The 22,139-nt window shown below is 45.7% G+C and carries 23 protein-coding genes; 9 read left to right on the top strand and 14 right to left on the bottom strand.

What is annotated here, in order from left to right:
- The first annotated feature begins 96 nt into the window (after positions 1–96).
- Positions 97–2,547 (top strand): alpha/beta hydrolase family protein, encoded by a 2,451-nt coding sequence (locus DB398_RS17620; protein WP_108425774.1) that lies wholly within the window; start codon positions 97–99, stop codon positions 2,545–2,547.
- Between the two features lie 69 nt (positions 2,548–2,616).
- On the opposite strand, the gene DB398_RS17625 is transcribed toward DB398_RS17620, so the two are convergent.
- Both DB398_RS17625 and DB398_RS17630 read right to left on the bottom strand, forming a co-directional pair.
- A complete protein-coding gene (locus DB398_RS17625; RefSeq protein ID WP_108425799.1) occupies positions 2,617–3,927 on the bottom strand; it encodes an ABC1 kinase family protein in 1,311 nt (436 codons plus the stop codon).
- A 6-nt stretch (positions 3,928–3,933) separates the two neighbouring features.
- On the bottom strand, positions 3,934–4,590 hold the full coding sequence (locus DB398_RS17630) for a TetR family transcriptional regulator C-terminal domain-containing protein (RefSeq protein ID WP_108425800.1): 657 nt from the start codon (positions 4,588–4,590) through the stop codon (positions 3,934–3,936).
- Positions 4,591–4,905: 315 nt separating this feature from the next.
- Between DB398_RS17630 and htpG the strand changes: the two genes are divergently transcribed.
- The 3 genes from htpG (at position 4,906) to DB398_RS17645 (ending at position 8,587) form a co-directional block, all read left to right on the top strand.
- Entirely contained in the window at positions 4,906–6,792 is a 1,887-nt protein-coding gene (htpG, locus tag DB398_RS17635; RefSeq protein WP_108425775.1) for a molecular chaperone HtpG, read from the top strand.
- 100 nt (positions 6,793–6,892) lie between these two features.
- Positions 6,893–8,230, top strand: coding sequence for a hypothetical protein (locus tag DB398_RS17640; RefSeq protein ID WP_108425776.1), 1,338 nt, complete (start codon positions 6,893–6,895; stop codon positions 8,228–8,230).
- Between the two features lie 3 nt (positions 8,231–8,233).
- On the top strand, positions 8,234–8,587 hold the full coding sequence (locus DB398_RS17645) for a DoxX family protein (RefSeq protein WP_108425777.1): 354 nt from the start codon (positions 8,234–8,236) through the stop codon (positions 8,585–8,587).
- Here DB398_RS17645 and DB398_RS17650 read toward each other — a convergent pair.
- Positions 8,579–8,995, bottom strand: a complete 417-nt coding sequence (locus tag DB398_RS17650; protein WP_108425778.1) for a hypothetical protein — start codon at positions 8,993–8,995, stop codon at positions 8,579–8,581. The two genes, DB398_RS17645 and DB398_RS17650, sit on opposite strands and share 9 nt — an antisense overlap.
- Positions 8,988–9,566: an RNA polymerase sigma factor gene (locus tag DB398_RS17655; protein ID WP_108425779.1), complete on the bottom strand. Its 579-nt coding sequence runs from the start codon at positions 9,564–9,566 to the stop codon at positions 8,988–8,990. The genes DB398_RS17650 and DB398_RS17655 overlap by 8 nt, the downstream gene beginning before the upstream one ends.
- 248 nt (positions 9,567–9,814) lie before the next feature.
- Here DB398_RS17655 and DB398_RS17660 point away from each other — a divergent pair, with 248 nt between their 5' ends.
- Complete coding sequence (locus tag DB398_RS17660; protein WP_108425780.1) at positions 9,815–10,165, top strand: DUF6249 domain-containing protein; 351 nt, start codon at positions 9,815–9,817, stop codon at positions 10,163–10,165.
- A 69-nt stretch (positions 10,166–10,234) separates the two neighbouring features.
- The gene (locus DB398_RS17665; RefSeq protein WP_108425801.1) at positions 10,235–10,867 is read left to right on the top strand and encodes an MOSC domain-containing protein; all 633 of its coding nucleotides are present in this window, start codon (positions 10,235–10,237) and stop codon (positions 10,865–10,867) included.
- Positions 10,868–10,917: 50 nt separating this feature from the next.
- On the opposite strand, the gene DB398_RS17670 is transcribed toward DB398_RS17665, so the two are convergent.
- Positions 10,918–11,298, bottom strand: coding sequence for a hypothetical protein (locus DB398_RS17670; RefSeq protein WP_108425781.1), 381 nt, complete (start codon positions 11,296–11,298; stop codon positions 10,918–10,920).
- Between the two features lie 211 nt (positions 11,299–11,509).
- Here DB398_RS17670 and DB398_RS17675 point away from each other — a divergent pair, with 211 nt between their 5' ends.
- Positions 11,510–12,379, top strand: coding sequence for an AraC family transcriptional regulator (locus tag DB398_RS17675; RefSeq protein ID WP_108425782.1), 870 nt, complete (start codon positions 11,510–11,512; stop codon positions 12,377–12,379).
- A gap of 9 nt (positions 12,380–12,388) precedes the next feature.
- On the opposite strand, the gene DB398_RS17680 is transcribed toward DB398_RS17675, so the two are convergent.
- Together DB398_RS17680 and DB398_RS17685 are read right to left on the bottom strand one after the other, a co-directional pair.
- Positions 12,389–13,159, bottom strand: a complete 771-nt coding sequence (locus DB398_RS17680) for a S1/P1 nuclease (RefSeq protein ID WP_108425783.1) — start codon at positions 13,157–13,159, stop codon at positions 12,389–12,391.
- Between the two features lie 246 nt (positions 13,160–13,405).
- Positions 13,406–13,573, bottom strand: a complete 168-nt coding sequence (locus DB398_RS17685) for a lmo0937 family membrane protein (protein WP_108425784.1) — start codon at positions 13,571–13,573, stop codon at positions 13,406–13,408.
- Positions 13,574–13,745: 172 nt separating this feature from the next.
- Here DB398_RS17685 and DB398_RS17690 point away from each other — a divergent pair, with 172 nt between their 5' ends.
- Together DB398_RS17690 and DB398_RS17695 are read left to right on the top strand one after the other, a co-directional pair.
- Entirely contained in the window at positions 13,746–15,008 is a 1,263-nt protein-coding gene (locus DB398_RS17690) for a DUF819 family protein (RefSeq protein ID WP_108425785.1), read from the top strand.
- A gap of 45 nt (positions 15,009–15,053) precedes the next feature.
- On the top strand, positions 15,054–15,752 hold the full coding sequence (locus tag DB398_RS17695; protein ID WP_108425786.1) for a DUF4369 domain-containing protein: 699 nt from the start codon (positions 15,054–15,056) through the stop codon (positions 15,750–15,752).
- Here DB398_RS17695 and DB398_RS17700 read toward each other — a convergent pair.
- From DB398_RS17700 to DB398_RS17730, 7 genes are all read right to left on the bottom strand, one after another.
- The gene (locus tag DB398_RS17700; protein ID WP_108425787.1) at positions 15,749–16,021 is read right to left on the bottom strand and encodes a hypothetical protein; all 273 of its coding nucleotides are present in this window, start codon (positions 16,019–16,021) and stop codon (positions 15,749–15,751) included. The genes DB398_RS17695 and DB398_RS17700 overlap by 4 nt on opposite strands.
- 25 nt (positions 16,022–16,046) lie before the next feature.
- Positions 16,047–17,015 (bottom strand): type I phosphomannose isomerase catalytic subunit, encoded by a 969-nt coding sequence (locus DB398_RS17705; protein WP_108425788.1) that lies wholly within the window; start codon positions 17,013–17,015, stop codon positions 16,047–16,049.
- A 1-nt stretch (position 17,016) separates the two neighbouring features.
- Complete coding sequence (locus tag DB398_RS17710) at positions 17,017–17,424, bottom strand: 6-pyruvoyl trahydropterin synthase family protein (RefSeq protein WP_108425789.1); 408 nt, start codon at positions 17,422–17,424, stop codon at positions 17,017–17,019.
- A complete protein-coding gene (idi, locus tag DB398_RS17715; protein WP_108425790.1) occupies positions 17,421–17,954 on the bottom strand; it encodes an isopentenyl-diphosphate Delta-isomerase in 534 nt (177 codons plus the stop codon). Before idi ends, DB398_RS17710 begins: the two co-directional genes overlap by 4 nt.
- Positions 17,955–18,011: 57 nt before the next feature.
- Positions 18,012–18,941 carry a PorP/SprF family type IX secretion system membrane protein gene (locus DB398_RS17720; RefSeq protein ID WP_417935560.1) on the bottom strand — a complete coding sequence of 310 codons (930 nt, stop codon included), beginning with the start codon at positions 18,939–18,941 and terminating at the stop codon, positions 18,012–18,014.
- Between the two features lie 32 nt (positions 18,942–18,973).
- Positions 18,974–20,938, bottom strand: coding sequence for a T9SS type B sorting domain-containing protein (locus DB398_RS17725; protein ID WP_108425802.1), 1,965 nt, complete (start codon positions 20,936–20,938; stop codon positions 18,974–18,976).
- 76 nt (positions 20,939–21,014) lie between these two features.
- The coding region (locus tag DB398_RS17730; protein ID WP_108425792.1) for a hypothetical protein at positions 21,015–22,139 on the bottom strand (1,125 nt) is incomplete at its 5' end.

Raw genomic sequence — 22,139 nt, forward strand, 5'->3', positions numbered from 1 at the left:
ATTCATGCCAATTGTTTAAAAGTCAGCCAAAATAATACTTTTAAAAAATTGTACATTTAAAGATTCGTCAAATTCTAAACCTTTAAAAAAATCATCATGAGAAAACACTACCTGATTTTTCTGGCGTTGCTCACTTTCTGCTGGGGGCAATCGCAGGAGAAACTGACCTATCAACAACCACCTGAAGAAATACTGGAACTGGTGAATGCCCCTACGGCACCCAGCGTGCTGATTGCCGACGATGGCAAACATATGTTGCTGCTCTATAGCGATTACTACAAGACCATAGCGGAACTTTCGGAGACGGAACTCCGCCTGGCCGGTCTGCGGATCAACCCGAAGACCAACATTGGCAGCCGCACCAATTATTACAACAACATTATCGTGAAAAAAATTGGGGAGAAAGACGGCGTCCAAGCGGAAGGACTGCCCCAAAATCCTAGGCTTTCCAATTTCAACTGGTCTCCCGATCAATCCAAAATGGCCTTTACCAACACCACTTCCGAAGGTGTAGAGGTGATGGTGCTGGATGTGGAGACCGCCAAAGCGACCAAACTCACCGATGCCCAAGTGAATGCCAATATGGGGGATGTGATCAATTGGTTCAAGGACGGAGAATCCATTTTAGTCAAAATGTTGCCAGGTGACCGGAAACCATTGGTAGATGTGAGCGAAGCTGTTCCGGACGGTCCCACCATTTCTGCCAACGATGGCAAAAAAGCCCAGAACAGGACCTATCAGGATCTATTGAAGAACCCCAATGACGAATTCAACTTTGAGCAATTGGCGCGGTCCGAACTTTACAAAGTAAAATTGGACGGAAGCAAGACCAAATGGAAAGAAACGGACATGTACACCAGCATCAGTTTTTCACCAGATGGCAATTATGTGATGACAGTGACCCTGGACAAGCCTTTTTCCTATTTGGTGCCCTACTACAGGTTTCCGAACACCACAGCTGTTTTTGACAAGGATGGCAAGTTGGTGAAGAAAATGCTGGAAATACCCCTTATTGAGGACCTGCCCCAAGGTTTTATGGCCGAAAGGACGGGCATGCGCGACCTTAGCTGGAGGAACGACAAACCCTCGACCTTGGTCTATGTGGAGGCCTTGGATGGCGGAGACCCCCAAAATGAGGCGCCTTATCGTGATGAAATCTTTGAACTGGAAGCACCTTTCAACGGGCAGGCCAAATCATTGTTGAAAACCAAGAACAGGTTCGCCTGGATCCAATGGGGCAACGATGATATTGCCATTGCCCATGACCGTTGGTGGAACGATAGGAATACCAAAACCTATCTTTTTGACCCTTCCAACCCCAAAAAAGAACCCAAGATCATTTCGGACAGGAACTATCAGGATGTGTATAGCAACCCCGGGAACTTTATCACCGAAAGGAATGAAAACGGAAGTTGGGTACTCTCCCTCGACAAGAACAACAACGCTTATCTTTTGGGCGATGGGTATACAGAGGAAGGCCAATTCCCCTTTTTGGAAAAAATGGACCTGAACACCTTGAAAAAGACCCGTTTGTACACGTCCAAATTGGAAGGTAAATTGGAGCGCCTCATCGAGTACAACCCCGAAAAGGACCAATTATTGGTCCGCATCGAATCGCCCAGCGAATACCCCAATTATTATTACAAAAGTGTCATCAAAAGAAAAGGGCCCATGCAGCTCACTGCTTTTGAGAATCCCTACCAGAGCATCCAAAATGTGCACAAGGAAGTCATTACCTACAAAAGGGACGATGGTCTGGAACTGACCGGGACACTTTATCTTCCTGTAGGTTATGACATGCAGAAAAAGGAAAAAATGCCCATGATCCTCTGGGCCTACCCCAGGGAATTCAAGGACAAGAACAGTGCCTCGCAGAACACACAGAACCCGAATGAATTTACCTATCCTTACTGGGGCTCGCCCATTTATTGGGTGACCCGTGGCTATGTGGTCTTGGATGATGCCTCCTTCCCCATCATCGGTGAAGGCGAAGAGCAGCCCAACGATACGTTTAGAAGCCAATTGGTGGCCAATGCCAAAGCTGCGATAAATGCAGTGGACGCCATGGGATATATTGATACGGAACGTGTTGCCGTTGGCGGACACAGCTATGGGGCCTTCATGGTGGCCAACCTACTCTCCCATTCCGATCTTTTTGCCGCGGGGATTGCACGAAGCGGTGCCTATAACAGGACCTTGACCCCGTTTGGGTTCCAAAGCGAGGAACGGAATTATTGGGAAGCTCCAGAAGTGTACTATACCATGTCCCCTTTTATGCATTCCGAAAAAATGAAGACACCCTTACTTCTGGTGCATGGTGAGGCGGACAACAATTCTGGCACCTACCCCATGCAGAGCGAACGTTATTTCAATGCCCTGAAAGGACTGGGCGCCACGGTCCGTTTGGTGATGCTGCCCAAGGAAAGCCATGGCTACAGGGCCAAGGAAAGCATTCTGCACCTATTGTGGGAACAGGACCAATGGCTGGAAAAATATGTGAAACAAAAAGAGGAAGTGAACAGCAGCAACGTTTCTGGGTCAAATTAATCCGGACCCGTTCCATTTAGAAGCATCCTAAGCCAATAGGTCTAGGATGCTTTTTTATGCTATTTTGAATCAATTCGGCTGTGGGGCAAAATTGCCCACACGCACCTTGGCCTTCAAATCATGAAGGAGATTGTACAGCCCAAAAAAGGTCCGGTTGATGTACAAAAAGTGCTTGGACCCTCGGTTTCCGTTCATTTTCCGAATCTGTTCATCCTTGGAGTAGCGTTCGCTCAAATCGGCAATCCTGGACCAAAAAACATCATCCCCAAAATCAAATTCCGCTTTGTGAAAAGGAGAGGTGAATATACTGAGCATCTCCTTGAACAATGCGGTAAAAAAGGTAAGCTCCTCCTCCGTATCGGTAGGGGTCAGTATTTCCAGTTCGTACAACTTCTGCATGAAGACCTTATCATCATTGATGTTCTCTTCTTTGGCCAATTCAAAATATGGAACGTAAAACTCTTCGGGTATTTCCTTTATGCAGCCAAAATCTATGGCAATGAGTTTTCCCTTGGGACTGACCAGAAAGTTCCCGGGATGGGGGTCTGCGTGTACTTTTCTGAGTCGATGGATCTGGAACATGTAAAAATCCCACAATGCCTGCCCCAATTGGTTGCCCAGTTCAGCACCAAATTGCGTTTGGACAAACTCTCCCAGATGGATGCCCTTCATCCAGTCCATGGTCAATATCCGCTCGCTGGAAAGTTCGGGATAATACCTCGGAAATTCCATGCCCTGGATTACCCCGCAGGCTTTGGTGATTTCCGTACTCTGACGGAGTTCCAAAATATAATCGGTCTCTTCAAGCAATTTGTGCTCCACTTCCTTGAAGTATTTTTCGGAGTCCTTCCCTTTCAAATTGAACATTTTGATGGCCACGGGCTTTACCAATGCCAAATCGCTGCTGATGCTTTCCGCCACGCCGGGATATTGGATCTTCACCGCCAACTGCTTGCCATCTTTGGTGGCCCTATGCACTTGGCCAATGCTTGCCGCATTGATGGAATCCTTTTCAAAAGTGTCAAAAATCTCCTCAGGGTATTTCCCCAGATATTTCTTGAAGGTCTTCCGCACCAATGGCGCAGAAAGTGGGGGCACGGAAAATTGCGAAAGGGAAAACTTTTCCACATAGGCACGGGGCAACAGGTTCTTCTCCATGCTCAGCATTTGGGCAACCTTGAGAGCGCTTCCCTTCAGGCTTTTGAGCCCATCATAAATATCCTCCGCATTTTCCCTGTCCAATTCTTCTTTGGAAACTTCTGGATCAACTAGTTTTTTGCCGTAATATTTGACGTAGTTCCCCCCGATCTTGACCCCAGTGGTCACCAATTTTCCGGCGCGTTCTATCTTTCCCGTAGGTATTCTGTCCAAAGTTTTCATGGGCAACTACACAAACTTTTCCTTGTAAAGGAACTTTCCAAGGTCTATTATTTTCTCCAATGAGCTGTTTTCAAAAATTTGGAAAATGGTGGTCACCGATTTTTCGATGGCGATATCCGTTTTCTCAAATCCGGGAGAACCGTCCTCTATCCAGAATTTCAATAAAAACAAAAATTGCAACCAAGCTCCTTCCGAGAAAAGTGGCGCATTGTGCTGTAAGATTTTCACGTTCTTTTCACTGTTTTTCTCCTCGATGAGTCCTGAAGCGAAGTTTTTGAACTGCTTCCGAAGCCCCCGAAGTTGTGAAAGATGTTCAATAGGGTTCCCTTGTGTCTTTAGAACTAGCAACACGTAGCTTCTGTTCAACCCCAAGTTTTCAAAAAAGGTGAAGAAAAAAGTAAGCATCTTTTCTTCATTGGACATTGCGTTGAACTGGTTGTTCTTTTGCAGAAGCCCCATGGTGTTTTCAAAAAAGCGGTCCCAAATGGATACTTGGAGTGCCTCAAATGAGCCAAAAAAAGTATAAAACTCCTCTTCCTTGATCTTATGGTCCTTACAAAACTTATAAACTGACCCTGGAACTTTTTCATTTTCCAAGATATGATCCATGTAGAGGGCAATCAGCTTGTCCCCCGTGATTACCGTTTTTGTCGTCTTTGCCATATTGCTGAAAATTAAATTCTGTGTGTTGGGCTGTCTGGTGGACCCACGTAAAGAAAATGCACTTTCAGGCGAAAGTGCATTTTCCACAACCTAACCAATAAATAAACAAATTGTTATAGTGTACTATCTCATAGCAATTTTCCCTATAACAATATAAATATATAAAAATGTTTAATCATTCTAAAAAAAGAATAAACAAAGTTTTGTTAAAATTGCGAATTGACACCTTGGTCATCCATCCAATGCCAGTTTGTCAGATTTGCCATTCTGGTATTTTTTTTGTCCAAATGGGATTAAAGAAAAATAAAGACAACAATGGCAACAGGTAAAATCAATGTTTCAGTAGAGAACATTTTTCCCTTGATCAAAAAGTTTCTGTACAGTGATCATGAAATCTTTTTAAGGGAATTGATATCCAACGCTACGGATGCAACCTTAAAACTAAAACACTTGACCTCCATTGGGGAAGCCAAGGTGGAATATGGCAACCCGATCATAGAGGTGAAAGTGGACAAGGACCAAAAACGCATCCATATCATTGACCAAGGTATCGGGATGACCGAGGAAGAGGTGAAAAAATACATCAACGAGGTCGCCTTCTCCGGTGCCGAGGAATTCTTGGACAAATACAAGGACGCCGGCAAGGAAGCGGGCATCATAGGGCATTTTGGCCTTGGTTTCTATTCCGCCTTCATGGTGGCCGAAAAGGTGGAGATCATCACCAAGAGTTTCAAGGACGAACCGGCCGTGCATTGGATCTGTGACGGATCGCCAGAATTTACACTGGAAAGTGTCGATAAAAAGGAACGAGGAACTGAGATCATTCTCCACGTGGCCGAGGATTCCACAGAATTTTTGGAAGAGGGCAAAATCCGTGAACTTTTGGTGAAATACAACAAGTTCATGCCCATCCCGATCAAATTCGGCACCAAAAAAGAGACCCTGCCCAAACCGGAAGGGGCCAAAGAGGACGAACCGGCGCCAACCCAAGAGGTGGACAACATCATCAACAATCCGGAACCGGCCTGGACCAAACAGCCTACCGACCTGAAGGACGAGGATTATAAGAGTTTCTACAGGGAACTTTACCCCATGCAGTTCGAGGAGCCGCTTTTCCACATCCATCTGAATGTGGACTATCCCTTCAACCTGACAGGTATTCTGTACTTTCCCAAATTGAGCAATGACCTCAACATTCAAAAGGACAGGATACAATTGTATCAAAACCAAGTGTTCGTAACGGACAATGTGGAAGGCATAGTCCCTGAGTTCCTGACCATGCTCCGTGGTGTCATCGATTCGCCCGATATTCCATTGAACGTGTCCAGGTCCTATCTTCAGGCAGATGGCGCGGTGAAGAAAATTTCATCCTATATCACCCGAAAGGTTGCGGACAAGTTGGGCTCCCTTTTCAAGAACAACCGGGAGGATTTTGAGCAAAAGTGGAACGACATCAAAGTGGTGATCGAATACGGAATGCTCACCGAAGAAAAATTCTTTGAGAAAGCCGAAAAATTTGCCCTGTTCCCCACCGTGGAAGGATCCTTCCACACCTTTGAGGAACTGGAGGCCAAGATCAAGGATACCCAAACCGATAAGGACGGTACGCTGGTGGTGCTCTATGCTTCGGACAAAGAGGCGCAGCACAGCTACATCGAAGCGGCCAAGACCAAGGGCTATGAGGTACTTTTGATGGATTCGCCCATTGTTCCGCACCTATTGCAAAAATTGGAGACTTCCAAAGAGAAGGTTTCTTTTGTACGGGTAGATGCCGACCATATCGACAACCTGATCAAAAAAGAGGAAACGACCATTTCCAAACTTTCCGATGAGGAAAAGGACCAGTTGAAGGCAAGTCTGGAAAGTGCCGTTGCCGACAAGGGCTACACCATTCAATTGGAGGCCATGGACAGTACCGCATCCCCTTTCATCATCACGGAGCCCGAATTTATGCGACGGATGAAGGAAATGCAACGCAGCGGTGGCGGTGGCATGTTCGGTATGGGCAATATGCCGGATATGTACAACCTCATCGTGAACACCAACCATGAGCTGGTGGGCGAGATCTTGAACACAAAGACCGATAAAAAGCGGGAACGCTTGATCAACCAATCCTTGGATTTGGCCCGATTGTCCAAGGGATTGCTAAAAGGCGAGGAACTGACCAAGTTCATTGCCCGCAGCTATGAGATGATCAAGTAACCTAAATTCACATTGGTCCATCAGACACACAAAACCGCTCAAAATGAGCGGTTTTTGTTTTTAATGCCTATATTGGTTGTAGCAATCAATCGACCAAACCGTGGACCATAACGATTACAAAAGCCCGTCCTTCAAAAAACTGTTGGACTCCCTTCAGCAGCAAAGCTGGGAACTGGAACTCATCATTTCGGGTTTTGCCATTTTTGGATTGTTCACGGCCTACGAACCCCTTCGGATAGAGATGGTGAATGCCGAGAACGAGGAACACATCTATCGGTTTGTCGCCTATTTCATCCTGCACATTGCAAGCTCCATATTGCTTTTCAACCTATTGCTGCACGTCATCCTCAGGGGATTGTGGATCGGCGCCCTCGGGCTTCGTTATGTGTCGGGGGACATTGAGTTTGAAAAACTCAGGTATTCCGAGCTGTTCACCAACTATTTGAAGAAAAGGATCATTTCCTTTGACCGGTACATCGCCAATCTGGAGAACTATTGCAGTGTACTGTTTGCCATTTCGTTTTTGCTGATCTTTTATGTGCTGGCCATGACCATGGTCATCATTTCCATAGTATTGGTGGCCAGTTTCATCATTCAGGGCGAATGGTTACCGGAACAGTTGGGGAGCATTTTGGGTTCCATCCTTATCATATTCATCATAATAGGAATGTTCCTGACCTTTATCGACTTTTTGACCCAAGGACTGCTCAAACGGAACAAATGGGTGTCCAAAATCTATTTTCCCATCTATTGGGTGTTCAGTTTTTTGACCCTCTCATTTCTCTACAGACCTTTGGTCTATAATTTTCTGGACCATCGTTTTGGAAAGCGGTTGACCCTTTTCTTGGCACCGATCTATCTTGTGATATTGATCATCACCAGTTTGGAGTACCGCCATTCCAACTATCTGGAAAAAGACCTGAATTCCTCCAGTATTATCGCCAATAAGGAAAACTACAAGGATATGCTGATCAAGGATGGTGATTTCCCCGGTGAGATGGTCATTTCCTCCAAGGTGATCACCAAACCCTATCTGAACATTTTTGTGCCGTTCTCGGAACACATCGAGGAGCGTATCTTTATTTTCAATGATTCGCTCAAACCCAAAAAAGACAGAAGGGGGCTTACTTCGGGCATCAACATGACCACCAACTGGAGCGACGAAATCACCAGTGCCCAGCAAAAGGACAGCATTCGAAAGATATACCTGAAAACTTTCAATGACATCTATTCCTTTGAGATAGATACCCTGAAAATGGATGGGGATTTTATTTTGACCACAGGCTTCAACAACAAACTTGGTTTTGAGACTTTCCTCAAAATATCGGATCTGGAAGAGGGCAAACACACGCTCAAACTCAAACGGAAACGAAAAGAAAAGGGAGAAATCGTCACCTTGACCGAGTCTGTGGTGCCTTTTTGGAAATTCAACGATTGATCTATGGCACCATGGCACCTCTATCTAATGGCCGGCCTCTACATTGCAGCGGGCATCATGCACTTCGTAAAACCGAAGATGTACTTGCGCATTATGCCAAGGTATCTCCCCTATCATACCATTTTGGTGTTCCTGAGCGGAGTGGCGGAAATTGTTCTGGGAATCGGTCTGTGCTTTGCGGCCACGCAAAAACTCAGCGCTTATGGCATCATTTTGATGCTTGTCGTCTTTCTACCTGTCCACTTTTACATGCTTTCCAATGAAAAGGCCGCTGCGGGCCTGCCCAAATGGGTATTGGTCCTTAGGGTTCCGTTACAGTTTGCATTGATGTACTGGGCCTACTCCTACTCACTCTAGCATGATATTACGCTCCAATTGTTTCTTTATTAAGGGCACCTGCACAAAAAACAACAGCCCAAAGAGCAACACAGCGTAAATTAAGATTTTTGAAGAGGTATAATTTTCCAACCAGCCCCACATATTGTCAAAAACAGGTTCCACGGATACATTTCCGAACCATCCACCATCACTTTCCAGGCCGTATTGCGCAATAAGATAGAGCGTTAGGCTGACCAAACCCACAAAAATGAGAACAAGCACCTGCTTGGGCACAATGGGTCTATATTGGTACACTTCTTTGTGCTGCACCGCCTCGATGTGCTGCATCAGGTTTTTGGTAAAGTCCGCAGAGGGCGACTCCAAAGGAGCGTCTGCCATGATCTTGTCCACAAATGCTTCCAGTTCTTTTTCTTCCTGCTTATCCATTATTTCCCACTGTTTCTTTATCAAATTTTCTTTCCATGATAGCGGCCAGTTTTTTTCTGGCCCTGAACAACCTCACCTTAATGGTGTTCGCGGAAAGGTCCAATACCTTTTCCATCTCCAAGAGGTTCTTTTCCTCAAAATAAAAAAGCGTCAGGATGCTTGCATCCTCGGCCGGCAATGCCGCCAAACAGGAATTGATCAATACCGACCTCTCCTCCTGCACCATCCTGTCCAAAGCATTGTCCATCACGGAAAATGCCGAACCCTTCAAATGGTCCACTTCCACACGCATGCGTTCCTTTTTGGTCCTTTTCAAGCGGTCCAAACAAGCATTATAGGCTATCCTATAGATCCACGTGGACAGTTTGGAATCTCCCTTAAAGTTACGCAAAGCCGTGAACACTTTAATAAAAACATCCTGCGATACTTCTTCTGCGTCTTCCCGGTTGCCCAACATCCGTATACATAAGGTATAGACCAAATCCTTGTGACCATCCACCAAATCAGAGAACGCCACGGTATTGCCGTTGCGTATTTTATTGATCAGCTCCTTTTCGTTAGTGGTCAGCATTGCTCATTGGACGACAGAACACGGATTTGGGTTACATAACTTTTTCCTTTTTATTATACTATACTTAGACAAAGGATCTCAGTTCGATTTTTTTCCAAAGGTAAAAGTACCTGCCTGCCGGCAGGTCGAGAACTAACATTTAAAGTCCAAAACCTACTTTCTTTTATAAAATTATGTAACCTGCATCTAAAACCTGTCGTCATACCCAATGAAAAACAAATAATTTTAATCATTAAAAACGAACTGTTATGGGATCTGAAGTAATTGTCATACCTATTATTTTTGGGGTCATTTTTGCCATTGCCTACCTCTATTTTTCAACCAGGAACAAAGAACGCCTTGCCTTGATAGAAAAAGGAGCGGACGCCAGTATTTTTGTCAAGGGCAGACGCGAGGGTGCAGCACCTTTCTGGAAAATCATCATCCTCAACATTTCCTTGTTGCTCATTGGTATTGGATTGGCCATTTTTGTGGCTTCCATCTTGGTGTACAATCTTGGAATGGATGATGAAGTAGCGTACCCCGGTACCATCTTCACCTTGGCGGGCGTGGGACTTTTGGTAGGTTTCACCATGACCAAGCGCTTGGAAAAAGAATAAGAAGCGTTCCATTAAAAACAAATGAAAGGACCACTGCCCAAAAGCAGTGGTTTTTTTTATCTTGGTAAGATGAAAATCATATCTACCAACATAGGCCGCCCAACCAAAATAAACTGGAACGGCAAGGAAACCACTACGGGCATTTACAAATTTCCGGTTCAGGAGCCCTTGTTTTTGGACGTGGAGGAGGTTGAAGGCGACACTGTTGCCGATAGAAAGGTACATGGGGGGACATACAAGGCTTGCTACCTGTTCTCTTCCGACCACTATCCCTACTGGCGGGAAAAATACCCCAATTTGGAGTGGGATTGGGGCATGTTCGGCGAAAACCTGACCGTGGAGGGACTGGACGAGTCCAAAATCAGGATAGGAAATAGCTACAGACTGGGATCGGCACTGGTACAGATCAGCCAACCCAGGGAACCTTGTTATAAACTGGGCATCCGGTTTGGCGACCAGAATATCTTAAAAGCTTTTATAGACCACGGTTGGCCGGGCACCTATCTGCGTATCCTGGAAACCGGGAAAGTGGCCGTGGGCGATACCATGGAACTGGTGGAAGAATCCAAAAACCTATTGACCACACAACAATTTTACCAACTGCTCTTTGCCAAGGAAAAGGACCAGACCCTATTGCAGTGGGCCATTGACAATGAGGCCTTGCCTCCTGGAAAACGGGAACGATTAAAAAAATGGGTATAAAAAAAGGGGGCCTCCCGGCCCCCCATGCACATAAAAATTAACTAAACAAACTATCTTACTTCCATAGTCTCTTTGTACGTACCGTTTTTATCGGAGACTACGATGGTATATTTATCTTCAAATGCTTTCTCAAAGTTGAACGCCTTTTCCACAACAAGTTTTCCACTGATGGACTCGTTGTAAACAAGTCTGTCTTGGCTGTCATAGACCTTTAGGGTCACTTTGTCCTGAGAAACGTTCAAAAGGTTCATCATCACTTTCTGACCTTTCTTCACGAACACGGGGTCCAACTCTATATTGATAAGTGTTTTCTCTACTTCGTTCTTGGCAGTTACTTTCTTACCAAAATCGGCTGCTGTTCCATTAGCCAATCCCATGGCAGACACCAAAAGGATCGCTACTACTGTTAGGTTCTTAATTACTGCTTTCATAACAATTTCGTTTTTAAGATTATGATACAAATGTATGGCGCAATAGAGGACAGGAACACCACCATGTTTTCCAGTTTATGTGCAATTTTAACATGGTGTAGATATTAACCTTTTATTAATGGCAAAATAGCATACATTTGTGGTAATTTTACAGACAAGCGTTCGACCAACATCGATATACCTTATTAGTAGCGAACAAAATTTGGCACACATGACCCAAAAACCTGCTTTTGAATCCATTGCACCCAGTTTTGGCCACTCGTTTGCTTTTCAGAAGTTCAATGAAAATAATGAGAACAAGAACAATGGCTGGCATTACCACCCTGAACTGGAGCTGGTATATGTGAACGGAGGGTCCGGCAAACGGCAGATTGGCAGCCATGTTTCCTATTTCAGGAACGGGGACCTTATTCTTATAGGTTCCAATTTGCCCCATTGTGGGTTCACCGATAAGCTTACTGGTAACAAAAGTGAGACCTTGGTACAGATGAAGGTCGATTTTCTGGGCAGTGATTTTTTCAACATTCCAGAAATGAAGAATATCCAAAAACTGTTCGAGGTCGCCAAAGGGGGCATTGCCTTTTCTGGCAAGACCAAAATGAAGGTGGGGGAAAAAATGGAGATCTTGGAATACCAGACCGATTTCCAAAGGTTATTGTCCATTCTCAACATTTTGAACATCTTGGCCACCTCCAACGAAATGAACGTTTTGAACGCCGAAGGCTTTTCACTGGAAACCGAGGTGAAGGACAACGACCGTATCAATATCGTGTTCAACCACGTGAAGGCCCATTTCAAAGAGGACATCAGTCTAGATGAAATTGCGGATATGGTGAGCATGACGGTCCCCTCTTTCTGTAGATACTTCAAAAAGATCACCAACAAGACCTTTACCCAATTCGTGAACGAGTACCGATTGGTGCACGCTTCCAAGTTATTGGCCGAACAGCCTATCAGCATCACCCAAGTGTGTTATGATAGCGGGTTCAATAACTTTTCGCACTTCAACAAATCGTTCAAGGCATTCACAGGGCAGAACCCTTCCGAGTATCGGAACCAGTTGAAAACTGTTCTTTACTAAAGTAACGTATCAACCAAACAGATCGTTCAGCACCTTTGCCAATCGCAATCCCCCCTTTTGGAGCTGTTGGAACAATAGGTCATTATATGTATAGGAATACTGGTAACCCAGTTTGTCGCCCACTTTGACAGAATCGTAGAGTTCCGCGCAGATGTCGTGGGATTCGTCCACCCAATCGTAAATGGTTCCCTCCTGTATCTTTTTCTTTTCCTTTTTGGAAACATTGTCCAGTTCATCGGCCAGCTCCGTGAAGGTCATCCCATAGGATTCAATGAGGTTCTTGTCCCAGATACTGTGCAAATTGGTCCCTTGCCCGAACCATTGCACCTGGATATCATTGCCCCCTTTATCCTCTGCCCTGCTGGCATGCATGGGTTGGTGCAGATCGCCTATGAAGTGGACCAACAGCTTCAGATAGAACACACGGTCCTCCCTGCTGCTCGCTTCATTTTTGATAATGGCCGTACATTCCTCAATAGCTGTGATGATATCGCCTTCGTCACTCTTTTCAGCATCCATGTAACCTATTCCCAAAGGATAGTTGACATAGTGCCACGGCGAAAACTTGTTATAGGAACGGTCTGCCTTGATATCATCGCCAAAAGTGGAGACAAAAGCTAGGCTATGCCCATCCAATAGATCGGCCAATGCCCTTTTTGCCTTTCCGGTCAAATGGTTTTGGGCAATCTGGCCTGTGACACGGTGTCCTGTTTTCCCCCAAATGGTGTTCCCAAAACAAAAAATGGGCAACAAAAGCAATACGAATATGGTTTTTTTCATTTCCAGTTTCTCTAATATAATAAGGTATGATACCGATAACTATAGATGTAGCTAAATTTCAGAATGTTTTAGCGATGGGCAATCGAATTTACAATTTTGGCTTTTTTTTAACTATGGCCAAAATGTTTCGCAATGGGAATCGGACCCAACGCAAATAAAAAAACAGCTGCCCTATGTGGACAACTGTTCTTCATACTGTGTCTTTTCCTCCCGGAAAAGAATCTAGATTTACAGTCCTTGAAACAATTACAAGGGCTTACGTCCAGATATAATATTGTATAGGATGGCAATCACGGCGATCACCAACAGGATGTGGATCAAACTTCCGGTTGCCATGCCGGCGACCACGCCAAAGAATCCCAATACCCAAATTATTATACAGATAACGGCAACTAACCAAAGTAAACTTCTCATGATTTCTAGGTTTTTAGTGTTATATCCTAAAATTATTCAAAAAGCGGTCACGTTGTTGTTTCAAACGGTGGAATTGTTAACTCAATTTGATTTTAGTATTCCTTATTATATGTAGCAATAGGGTGAACACCCCCTCCAAATTCCATATATTTGGGCAACTAGCTTAAAATCCATGGACCAACTACCCTTTACCGACGACACCGTCATCTTTGGCCTTCTCTGTCTTTGCCTCGGCTTTGTTTTTTACACCTCATCCATCGGCTCGGGGTTCTGGAGCAAGTTTTACACCATTGTGCCCACCGTGCTCATGTGCTACCTGTTGCCCGCCATTTTGGCCAGTGTGGGCATTGTGGACGAATCCTCGTCCCAAACCTATTTTGTGGCCAGCCGTTACCTGCTGCCCGCTGCTTTGATCTTGATGACCCTGAGCATAGACCTCAAGGCCATAATGAATTTGGGGTCAAAAGCACTCATCATGTTTTTGACGGGAACCGCCGGTATCATCATTGGGGGGCCCATCGCCATATTGATCGTATCCATTTTTTCTCCCGAAACCGTGGGCGGAAATGATTTTGATGCCGTTTGGAGAGGTCTGGCCACCATTGCCGGTAGCTGGATCGGGGGCGGTGCCAACCAGGCCGCCATGTTGGAAGTGTTCCAATACAATCAAGAAAATTATGGAGGAATGGTACTCATCGACATTGTAGTGGCCAATCTCTGGATGGCCATTATCCTATTGGGCGTAGGGAAGACGAAACAGATAGACCGATGGCTCAAAGCGGACACATCGTCCATTGAAGAATTGAAACAAAAAGTATCCGCCCATACCGAAAAAATTGCAAGGGTCACCTCCCTCAAGGATCTCATCATGATGCTTTTTTATGCATTTACCGGAGTGGGCATTGCCCATTTGTTGGGCTTTCATTTTGCCGATTTTTTGCAAAACAATTTTGAAGTGGTCCGGAATCCACAGAAAATATTGTCCTCATTGGGTTCAGATTTCCTTTGGATGGTGGTCTTTGCCACCGCCATTGGCATTGGCCTATCCTTTACCAAGGCCAAAAATTATGAGGGAGCCGGGGCCAGTAAGATCGGGGGCATGTTCATCTATATCCTCGTGGCCACCATCGGCATGAAGATGGATCTGGGCAAAGTACTCGATAACCCGGGGTTGATCGCCATTGGCCTTATTTGGATCACCATCCATGCCGCACTGTTGATCTTGGTGGCCAAGCTCATCAAGGCACCGTTCTTTTTCTTGGCGGTGGGCAGCCAGGCCAATGTGGGTGGGGCGGCATCCGCTCCGGTCGTAGCGGCAGAGTTTCACCCATCCCTGACCTCCGTGGGCATCCTTTTGGCCGTTTTTGGCTATGTGGTGGGCACGGCAGGAGCCTATTTGTGTGCTTTGTTGATGGAAGTGGCCTCCAATGTTTAGATTATTTCAGAAGTTTATGCATATTTGCCCTGCAAAAAATTTACAATGAAGCGGATATTCTTCGTATTGCTATTGGGAGCAATAATGGTTTCGTGCGAAAAGAACACGGAAAACACCATGATGGTCAACGGAAACATCAAAGGTCTGAAAAAAGGGGTCCTATACCTGCAACAGTTCCAAGATTCAACCTTGGTTACTTTGGATTCCTTGGAAATCCAAGGGGATGGAAAATTCTCTTTTGAAGAGGAAGTGGGAACTCCGGACATCTTTTACCTCTATCTGAAGAAAGAGGACAACAACGACATCAACGATAGGATCACGTTCTTTGGCGAAGCGGGGACCATTACCATCAATACTTCTTGGAACACTTTTGACACCAATTCAAAGATCAGCGGTTCCAAGTCGCATGAAAAATTGGTGGAGTTCTACGAAATGGTCTCCAAATTCAACATCAAGGAACTATCCTTGGCCCAACAGGCTTCGCTTCCCAAATACCAAGAGGATTCATTGGCCCTGGATTCCCTCCAAAGATTGGTAGACCTGAATACCATTAGCAGGTACAGATATGCCCTCAACTTTGGACTGAACAATGGGAATTCCTTTGCCACTCCGTACATTATGATGACAGAGGCCAGTGAGGCCAATCCAAAATATTTGGATTCCATCTACAGAAACCTTTCCCCCGAAGTGGCATCATCCAAACACGGAAAGGCGTTCAAGGAGTTTTTGGGCAAAAAGGACTAACTCGCCAGACTGTTGAACTGTTCCACCAATTCGGTGGCCTTTTCTTCCAGTTCCTTGCGTATTTGGTTAAAGTGGGCCTTTCGGTTTTCCACGTTCTTCTGGTTCACCTTGTCCATTAACTCATCAAATACGGCAATGGCCTTGTCTATAATGACCGTTCCTTCTTCGGATTCTTTGTTGCCGGAACCGGCTTCCCAAATGTAAACCGCCTCAATGATGTCCCCAAGGACAAAATTGATGTCTTTCTTAAGATCGCGAATGCTTGGCATACTAGTGTTTTTTCAAATGTACTACTTAAATGGTAACTTCTAAAAGTTTGGCCCCTTTGGCTTCAATTTTCACAAAGGTGCTGGATGCTGGAAGAAGGATCGTTTCACCTTTCTGAATGTTGGCACTGCCCCAATCATTGGAGATGGTGGCCTTGCCTCCCACACACATATAAATGGTAAAGGAGTCCCTTTGGGAAAGGTCCTGCTCCATATTTTTCGTCAGTTCCAGAAAATTGGTCTTGAAATAGGGACAGTCCACCATATCGTTCACGGTATCCTTGGCGTTGGGATATCCCACTTTAAAATCATCCTTCATTTCGTAATCGATGGCGTCCACGGCCAGACCGGTGTGCAGTTCCCTTAGGTTCCCGTCCTTGTCCTTCCGGTTGAAATCGAATACCCTGTAGGTAACGTCCGAGGTCTGTTGGATCTCCGCCAACAACACTCCGGCCCCAATGGCATGTATCTTTCCGGTATTGATAAAGAACGTATCGCCCTCTTCCACCTCTTCATAGTTCATCAGATCCAGCAGCGTCCCTTGCTCTAGGCTTTCTACATATTCTGTCTTCTCCAGATCCTTATTGAAGCCCACAATGAGTTTGGCTCCGGGATCGGCATCCATGATGTACCACATTTCCGTTTTCCCGAAGGAGTTGTGCCGTTCCTTGGCCAATTTATCATTCGGATGCAACTGTATGGACAAGTCCTGTTTGGCATCGATAAACTTGATGAGGATGGGAAAATCGTTCCCGAACCGCTCCACTACACTTTTTCCCAGTACAGCTTCGGGTTGTTTCGCAATCAGGTCCTCGAGTGAGGTTCCCGCCAAAGGCCCGTTGGCCACTTCGGAAATATCCCCTTTCACTCCGGAAAGCTCCCAGCTTTCACCTGTGATGTCACTTTCTATAGGTTTTCCTAGTACTTCTTTCAGTTTAGTTCCTCCCCAAAGGCGTTCTTTGAGAATGGGATGGAACTTTAAAGGGTATAGATTCATGTTATCCGGTATAGGTTACAAAATTGCGAGGGGTCTCATACAACACCACCTCCAATTCTTTCTCTTGTGCAATGTGTGGTCTCAATTTGTTCCAAATGACCACGGCTATGTTTTCTGCAGTAGGATTCAGGTCTTTGAACTCAGTCACATCCAGATTCAGGTTCTTGTGGTCCAAAGCATCTTCCACATGTTCTTTGATCAAATCTTTGAGCACTTTCAGGTCCATCACAAATCCAGTGGCTTGGTCTATCTCCCCGGTCACACTTACGATCAGATCGTAATTATGCCCATGGTACCTGGGATTGTTGCACTTGCCAAAAACGGCTTTGTTCTTCTCCTCGTCCCAATCCGGTCTGTGCAATCGATGGGCTGCATTGAAACTGGCCTTTCTGCTTACTTTCACTTTCATTGTGCTGGGATGTTCTTCATTAAATGGTCATAGAACCTTGCAAAGATGATCTTGAACCATTCGGTGTATTGTTCCGGGTTGTGGGCCATATCCTTTTTGATAGCACTGGGCTGCATCCATTTCCAGTCGGCCACCTCCTTGGGATTGATATTGGGGTCATCATTGTAAAAACCCAGCATCACATGGTCAAATTCATGCTCTGTCAGGCCATTGTCGAACGGAGCCTTGTACACAAAGGAAAAGAGTTCCTCTAGCTCGGCGGTGAAACCCATTTCTTCCATGAGCCTGCGCTTTCCCGCTTCAATATTGTTCTCGCCTTCCCTTTGGTGGCTACAGCAGGTATTGGTCCACAACAATGGAGAGTGGTATTTGTCCTTTGCACGCTGTTGCAGCATGGTCTCCCCTTTGTCGTTCATGATAAAAACCGAAAATGCCCTGTGTAAAAGGGCTTTCTCATGGGCTTCCATCTTGGGCATCAACCCAATGGGTTCATCATTTTCATTGACCAGTATCACGTTTTCCTCTGCCATACGGTAAAAATATGACCTTTAGGGGAAAAACATCCGATAGCGGCATTTAAATTCTTGCTAAAAGAAACGTGGGGATTTCAGGTTTCCGATGTTCCTGATGAAATCGTAACGGATGATGACCTCAAAGGAACCGTCGTTGAAGGTTGCGGCACCGAGTTCCGTAATTTCGCGGTCATAGGCAAGGCCCAGCATCAACTGGTCGGACAGCATAAACCCAAAAAGTCCACTGAATGCAGCATCCCATCTGTAGGCTACCCCACCGATGAATTTTTCGTTCAGCATGAAATTGGCCGAAAGATCTACCTGCAAAGGGGCCCCTTGCACAGCCTTGGTCAAAAGGGTGGGCTTGAATTTTAAAAATGGATTGAGGTCCCAAACGTACCCCGTGATGAGGTACATATTGATCTGCTCCTTGGCCGTGGATACGGAGGATTCATCAAAATGGGTAGTCTCCAATATTCTGGGAGCTGACAGGCCCACATAGAATCTGTCCGTATGGTAATAGACGCCTGCCCCTATGTTAGGGGAAAACTTGTTTTGGATATCCTGCTGGGACTGCAACTGCGGATCTACCTCAAATTCATCCAGTTCGGAATATCGGATGTCCAACATGTGCGCACTGGCCTTTAGGCCAAAGCTCAACCGTCCTTCCCAAGAGGTTTGTATGGTATAGGAAAAATCCACATCAAAATAGGTTTCCGATGTGGGCCCTATCTTGTCGTTCACAATGGAGACTCCCAACCCCACCCCACGATAACCTATTGGGCTATGGATATTGAGTGTCTGGGTCTCCGGGGCACCGTCCAGTCCCAACCATTGGTTCCTGTAGAGGGCCGCTATGCTCAAATGCCCACGGGAACCTGCATAGGCAGGGTTCACGCTTACGGTATTGTACATGTATTGGGTGTACTGGGCATCTTGCTGTGCGTGGAGTGATGACATGGTACAGATCATTAAAACCACAAATAGCCATCCCGTTTTTCCCATAAAGATATTCTTGTCCGCCGTACCCATTTTCTTTATCTGTTTATGTATATGTAGCCCGAAAGCTGTTTTGTGTTTCCTCCTTGGTCTTCATAGTCTATTACGTAGAAGTAGGTACCCACAGGAAGTTTATTGTCACTATCCACGGTAACTCTTCCTTCCGATGTGCCGTCGAACACATTTCCTCTGGTATTGTAGGCCTTGGTCTGATAGACCATAACGCCCCATCTGTTATAGATCCTTACCGTATTGTTCGGATAGTTTTCAATTCCCTTGATATTGAGCACATCATGTATTCCATCCCCATTGGGCGTTATCACATTGATCACATCAATTTCTTCGATGGTTGTCTCACCTAGATCGGGATCTAAGTAATTTGGAATACCATTTTCATTGGAATCGTCGTTGGCATAATTTCCATCTCCGTTCAAGTCTTCGTCAATGGTCTCTATACCATCGCCATCATCGTCCGAATCCCTGAAATCAGGAATACCATCTGAATCGGTATCAGGCAAGGCCGTGCTTGGATCGTCCATTTCGTCGTTCACATCGATATCGATCATGGTCTCTCCTTCATAGCCGTCGTCCAGCCCATCGTTGTCCTTATCCGAACCTATGAACTCCACATCAGGAATACCGTCATGGTCATGGTCGTGTCCTTCTATGGCATCGGGCACGTTGTCATCATCACTATCAAGGTCAACATAATCAGGAATACCGTCATTATCGGAATCCACGGGAATCAAGCCCATGTTTCCATCTACCTCATAGGCATCGTCCAGACCATTTCCATTGGCATCCACCAAACTTGGTGGTATATAGGATGAGACGGACTGGGCTTCCACATTGTCCGGAATACCATCATTGTCACTGTCTATATCCAAGTAATCAGGGATACCATCACCGTCAGTATCCGTAGGATTGGTGGATGGATCGTTGTCATTGTCCGCATTGAGGTCTTCGAAACTATCCAAAATACCATCCCCATCACTGTCCAAAATCTGTTGTGAAGTGACCACCACTGTGATTGTGGCCGTACCACAATTTCCATTGGTATCACAAACGGTATATTCAAAGGAATCCGTACCTGAATACCCTGGGTTGGGCACATAGGTGATATTGTCATCGGACGGATTGTTTGCAGTACCATTATCGTTCAAGACAATGGTTCCATTGGAAGGGTTGGTGGCCGAAATGGAGCCCGAAGTGGGAATATCATTGTCATTGGCCCGCCAAGAAATGGTCACATCCACCCCTTGTTCTGTGGAGGTCACATCATCATTGACATCCAAAATTGGAAGTACATCAACAATCACTGTTGCCGTACTACAATCCCCAAAATTGTTGCAAATGGTGTAATCGAAGCTATCACTGCCATTGTAATCCGCATTTGGTGAATAGGTAACCACATCGTCCGCTGGATCGTTAGGGGTTCCATTGTCATAAACATTCACAGTTCCATTGGTTGGGTCTGTGATGGTCAAGGTACCGGAAGTCGGCAAATCGGTATCATTGTCGAAGATGGGTACCACCACGGATTCGTCCTCGTTCACCACTACCATGTCATCCAACACATTGGCAGCTTGGCTCATGCACACCACAGTAAATCGGGGCAGCTCGCTGCTATTCCCAACTTTTGTAATGGTGGCCGTGTAACGGGTCACACTTTGTGTGCTGATGACCGTGGGTCGGGTTTGATCGCCACTTAGGACAGGACTCCAACTCACTGTGGCCCCAACAGGTACACTTGCGGAAATATCCAAGGTTACCTCATTGTTCGGGGCTTCACAATCCGTCAAAATAAAATACCCCGTTGCGTTGGAACCGCAAAGGGTTCCATCATAGGTTGCAAAATAAACCCCTGTTTGAGTAGCTTCATAAAATGAATTTGTCCCCAAGACGGTAGCGGGGTCAGATGCCTCATACCATCGGTAATTGTTCTCATCCCCCGTATTGGGTGCCTGGAGCAAAAACTGGGCATTTGCAAAGTTGATCCCCATGAACAGGATGAACAATCCAATGAATAAAGACGTATATGAGGTTTTTGGTTTCAAATCTGTGCGTCCGTATTGATTATTATTTTACGACAAAAACCACGTTGATCAATGCATTGTAATCCGATGGCTGTGCATCAATCTTATAAGTAAGGTTACCATTTGCATCAATCGCCATGGCACTTATGTCAAATACCGTTGGATCAGCATAAGTAACATAATAATACAATTCGGAACGACTATAGGTAGGAATCGTTGCTGGAGCACCGGTGCTACCCACTGTTGGAGAACCATATTGATCAATATATTCTTGGTAAAGGTCAAGATTGAAAGTACCGTTTGTTGAAGCATCAATAGCAATGGAAGGTGGATAGAAAATTCGTGCGGCTTTTGCCGTGATCGGAGCAATGGCTTGAATCACTTCTTCTACCGTATCCTCTGCTGTTCCATCGCCATTCACATCCACTGGGTTGTCCGAATCTACTTCAGAAGCTGTTTGATCTATATTGATGTTTGCCAATGGCACCTGAAGTGTACCGTTGCTGTCCTCTATCTCAAGATTTGCTCCATTGACTTCAAAACGAGTATTGATTTCGTTCGTGACACTGGCATCGGCATCGTCCACGTTGTCCACATTGTCCGCAAAGTCGGCTGGAACTCCCGTTAGGCTGCTCCACTGTCCGTCAAAATCGTCGGTGGAATCCAAGTCCAGATTGGTAGGAACATTGGCCAAATCGCCAAAATCACCACTGAAACCGGATAGGTCGAAGTCGTTGCCGTTCGGTGTCACGGTAACCGTTCCGTCGGTAGAGGTAATGGTCTGCAATTCGTTCGCAGGGTCGTTGTCCGCATCGTCCACGTTGTCCACATTGTCCGCAAAGTCCGCTGGAACTCCCGTTAGGCTGCTCCACTGTCCGTCGAAATCATCCGTGCTATCGGTGTCCAAGTTCGGGAACTCGTTGTTCACCGCAGTGGCCACTTGGGCATCGGTCAATTGGGTATCGTTGTCGATATTGTCCGCAAAACCTGCAGGAACTCCCGTTAGGCTGCTCCACTGTCCGTCAAAATCGTCGGTGGAATCCAAATCCAAATTGGTAGGAACATTGGTCAAGTCATTGAAGTCTCCACTAAAACCGGATAGGTCGAAGTCGTTGCCGTTCGGTGTCACGGTAACCGTTCCGTCGGTAGAGGTAATGGTCTGTAATTC

It is taken from the genome of Flagellimonas amoyensis (genome assembly GCF_003058265.1).
Taxonomy (GTDB): domain Bacteria; phylum Bacteroidota; class Bacteroidia; order Flavobacteriales; family Flavobacteriaceae; genus Flagellimonas; species Flagellimonas amoyensis.

Bases quoted from the DNA above. Each gene is read 5' to 3' on its own strand.
- DB398_RS17620 (WP_108425774.1), top strand. From the start codon at position 97: ATGAGAAAACACTACCTGATTTTTCTGGCGTTGCTCACTTTCTGCTGG.
- DB398_RS17625 (WP_108425799.1), bottom strand. From the start codon at position 3,927: ATGAAAACTTTGGACAGAATACCTACGGGAAAGATAGAACGCGCCGGA.
- DB398_RS17630 (WP_108425800.1), bottom strand. From the start codon at position 4,590: ATGGCAAAGACGACAAAAACGGTAATCACGGGGGACAAGCTGATTGCC.
- htpG (WP_108425775.1), top strand. From the start codon at position 4,906: ATGGCAACAGGTAAAATCAATGTTTCAGTAGAGAACATTTTTCCCTTG.
- DB398_RS17645 (WP_108425777.1), top strand. From the start codon at position 8,234: ATGGCACCATGGCACCTCTATCTAATGGCCGGCCTCTACATTGCAGCG.
- DB398_RS17650 (WP_108425778.1), bottom strand. From the start codon at position 8,995: ATGGATAAGCAGGAAGAAAAAGAACTGGAAGCATTTGTGGACAAGATC.
- DB398_RS17655 (WP_108425779.1), bottom strand. From the start codon at position 9,566: ATGCTGACCACTAACGAAAAGGAGCTGATCAATAAAATACGCAACGGC.
- DB398_RS17660 (WP_108425780.1), top strand. From the start codon at position 9,815: ATGGGATCTGAAGTAATTGTCATACCTATTATTTTTGGGGTCATTTTT.
- DB398_RS17665 (WP_108425801.1), top strand. From the start codon at position 10,235: ATGAAAATCATATCTACCAACATAGGCCGCCCAACCAAAATAAACTGG.
- DB398_RS17670 (WP_108425781.1), bottom strand. From the start codon at position 11,298: ATGAAAGCAGTAATTAAGAACCTAACAGTAGTAGCGATCCTTTTGGTG.
- DB398_RS17675 (WP_108425782.1), top strand. From the start codon at position 11,510: ATGACCCAAAAACCTGCTTTTGAATCCATTGCACCCAGTTTTGGCCAC.
- DB398_RS17680 (WP_108425783.1), bottom strand. From the start codon at position 13,159: ATGAAAAAAACCATATTCGTATTGCTTTTGTTGCCCATTTTTTGTTTT.
- DB398_RS17685 (WP_108425784.1), bottom strand. From the start codon at position 13,573: ATGAGAAGTTTACTTTGGTTAGTTGCCGTTATCTGTATAATAATTTGG.
- DB398_RS17690 (WP_108425785.1), top strand. From the start codon at position 13,746: ATGGACCAACTACCCTTTACCGACGACACCGTCATCTTTGGCCTTCTC.
- DB398_RS17695 (WP_108425786.1), top strand. From the start codon at position 15,054: ATGAAGCGGATATTCTTCGTATTGCTATTGGGAGCAATAATGGTTTCG.
- DB398_RS17700 (WP_108425787.1), bottom strand. From the start codon at position 16,021: ATGCCAAGCATTCGCGATCTTAAGAAAGACATCAATTTTGTCCTTGGG.
- DB398_RS17705 (WP_108425788.1), bottom strand. From the start codon at position 17,015: ATGAATCTATACCCTTTAAAGTTCCATCCCATTCTCAAAGAACGCCTT.
- DB398_RS17710 (WP_108425789.1), bottom strand. From the start codon at position 17,424: ATGAAAGTGAAAGTAAGCAGAAAGGCCAGTTTCAATGCAGCCCATCGA.
- idi (WP_108425790.1), bottom strand. From the start codon at position 17,954: ATGGCAGAGGAAAACGTGATACTGGTCAATGAAAATGATGAACCCATT.
- DB398_RS17720 (WP_417935560.1), bottom strand. From the start codon at position 18,941: ATGGGAAAAACGGGATGGCTATTTGTGGTTTTAATGATCTGTACCATG.
- DB398_RS17725 (WP_108425802.1), bottom strand. From the start codon at position 20,938: ATGGGGATCAACTTTGCAAATGCCCAGTTTTTGCTCCAGGCACCCAAT.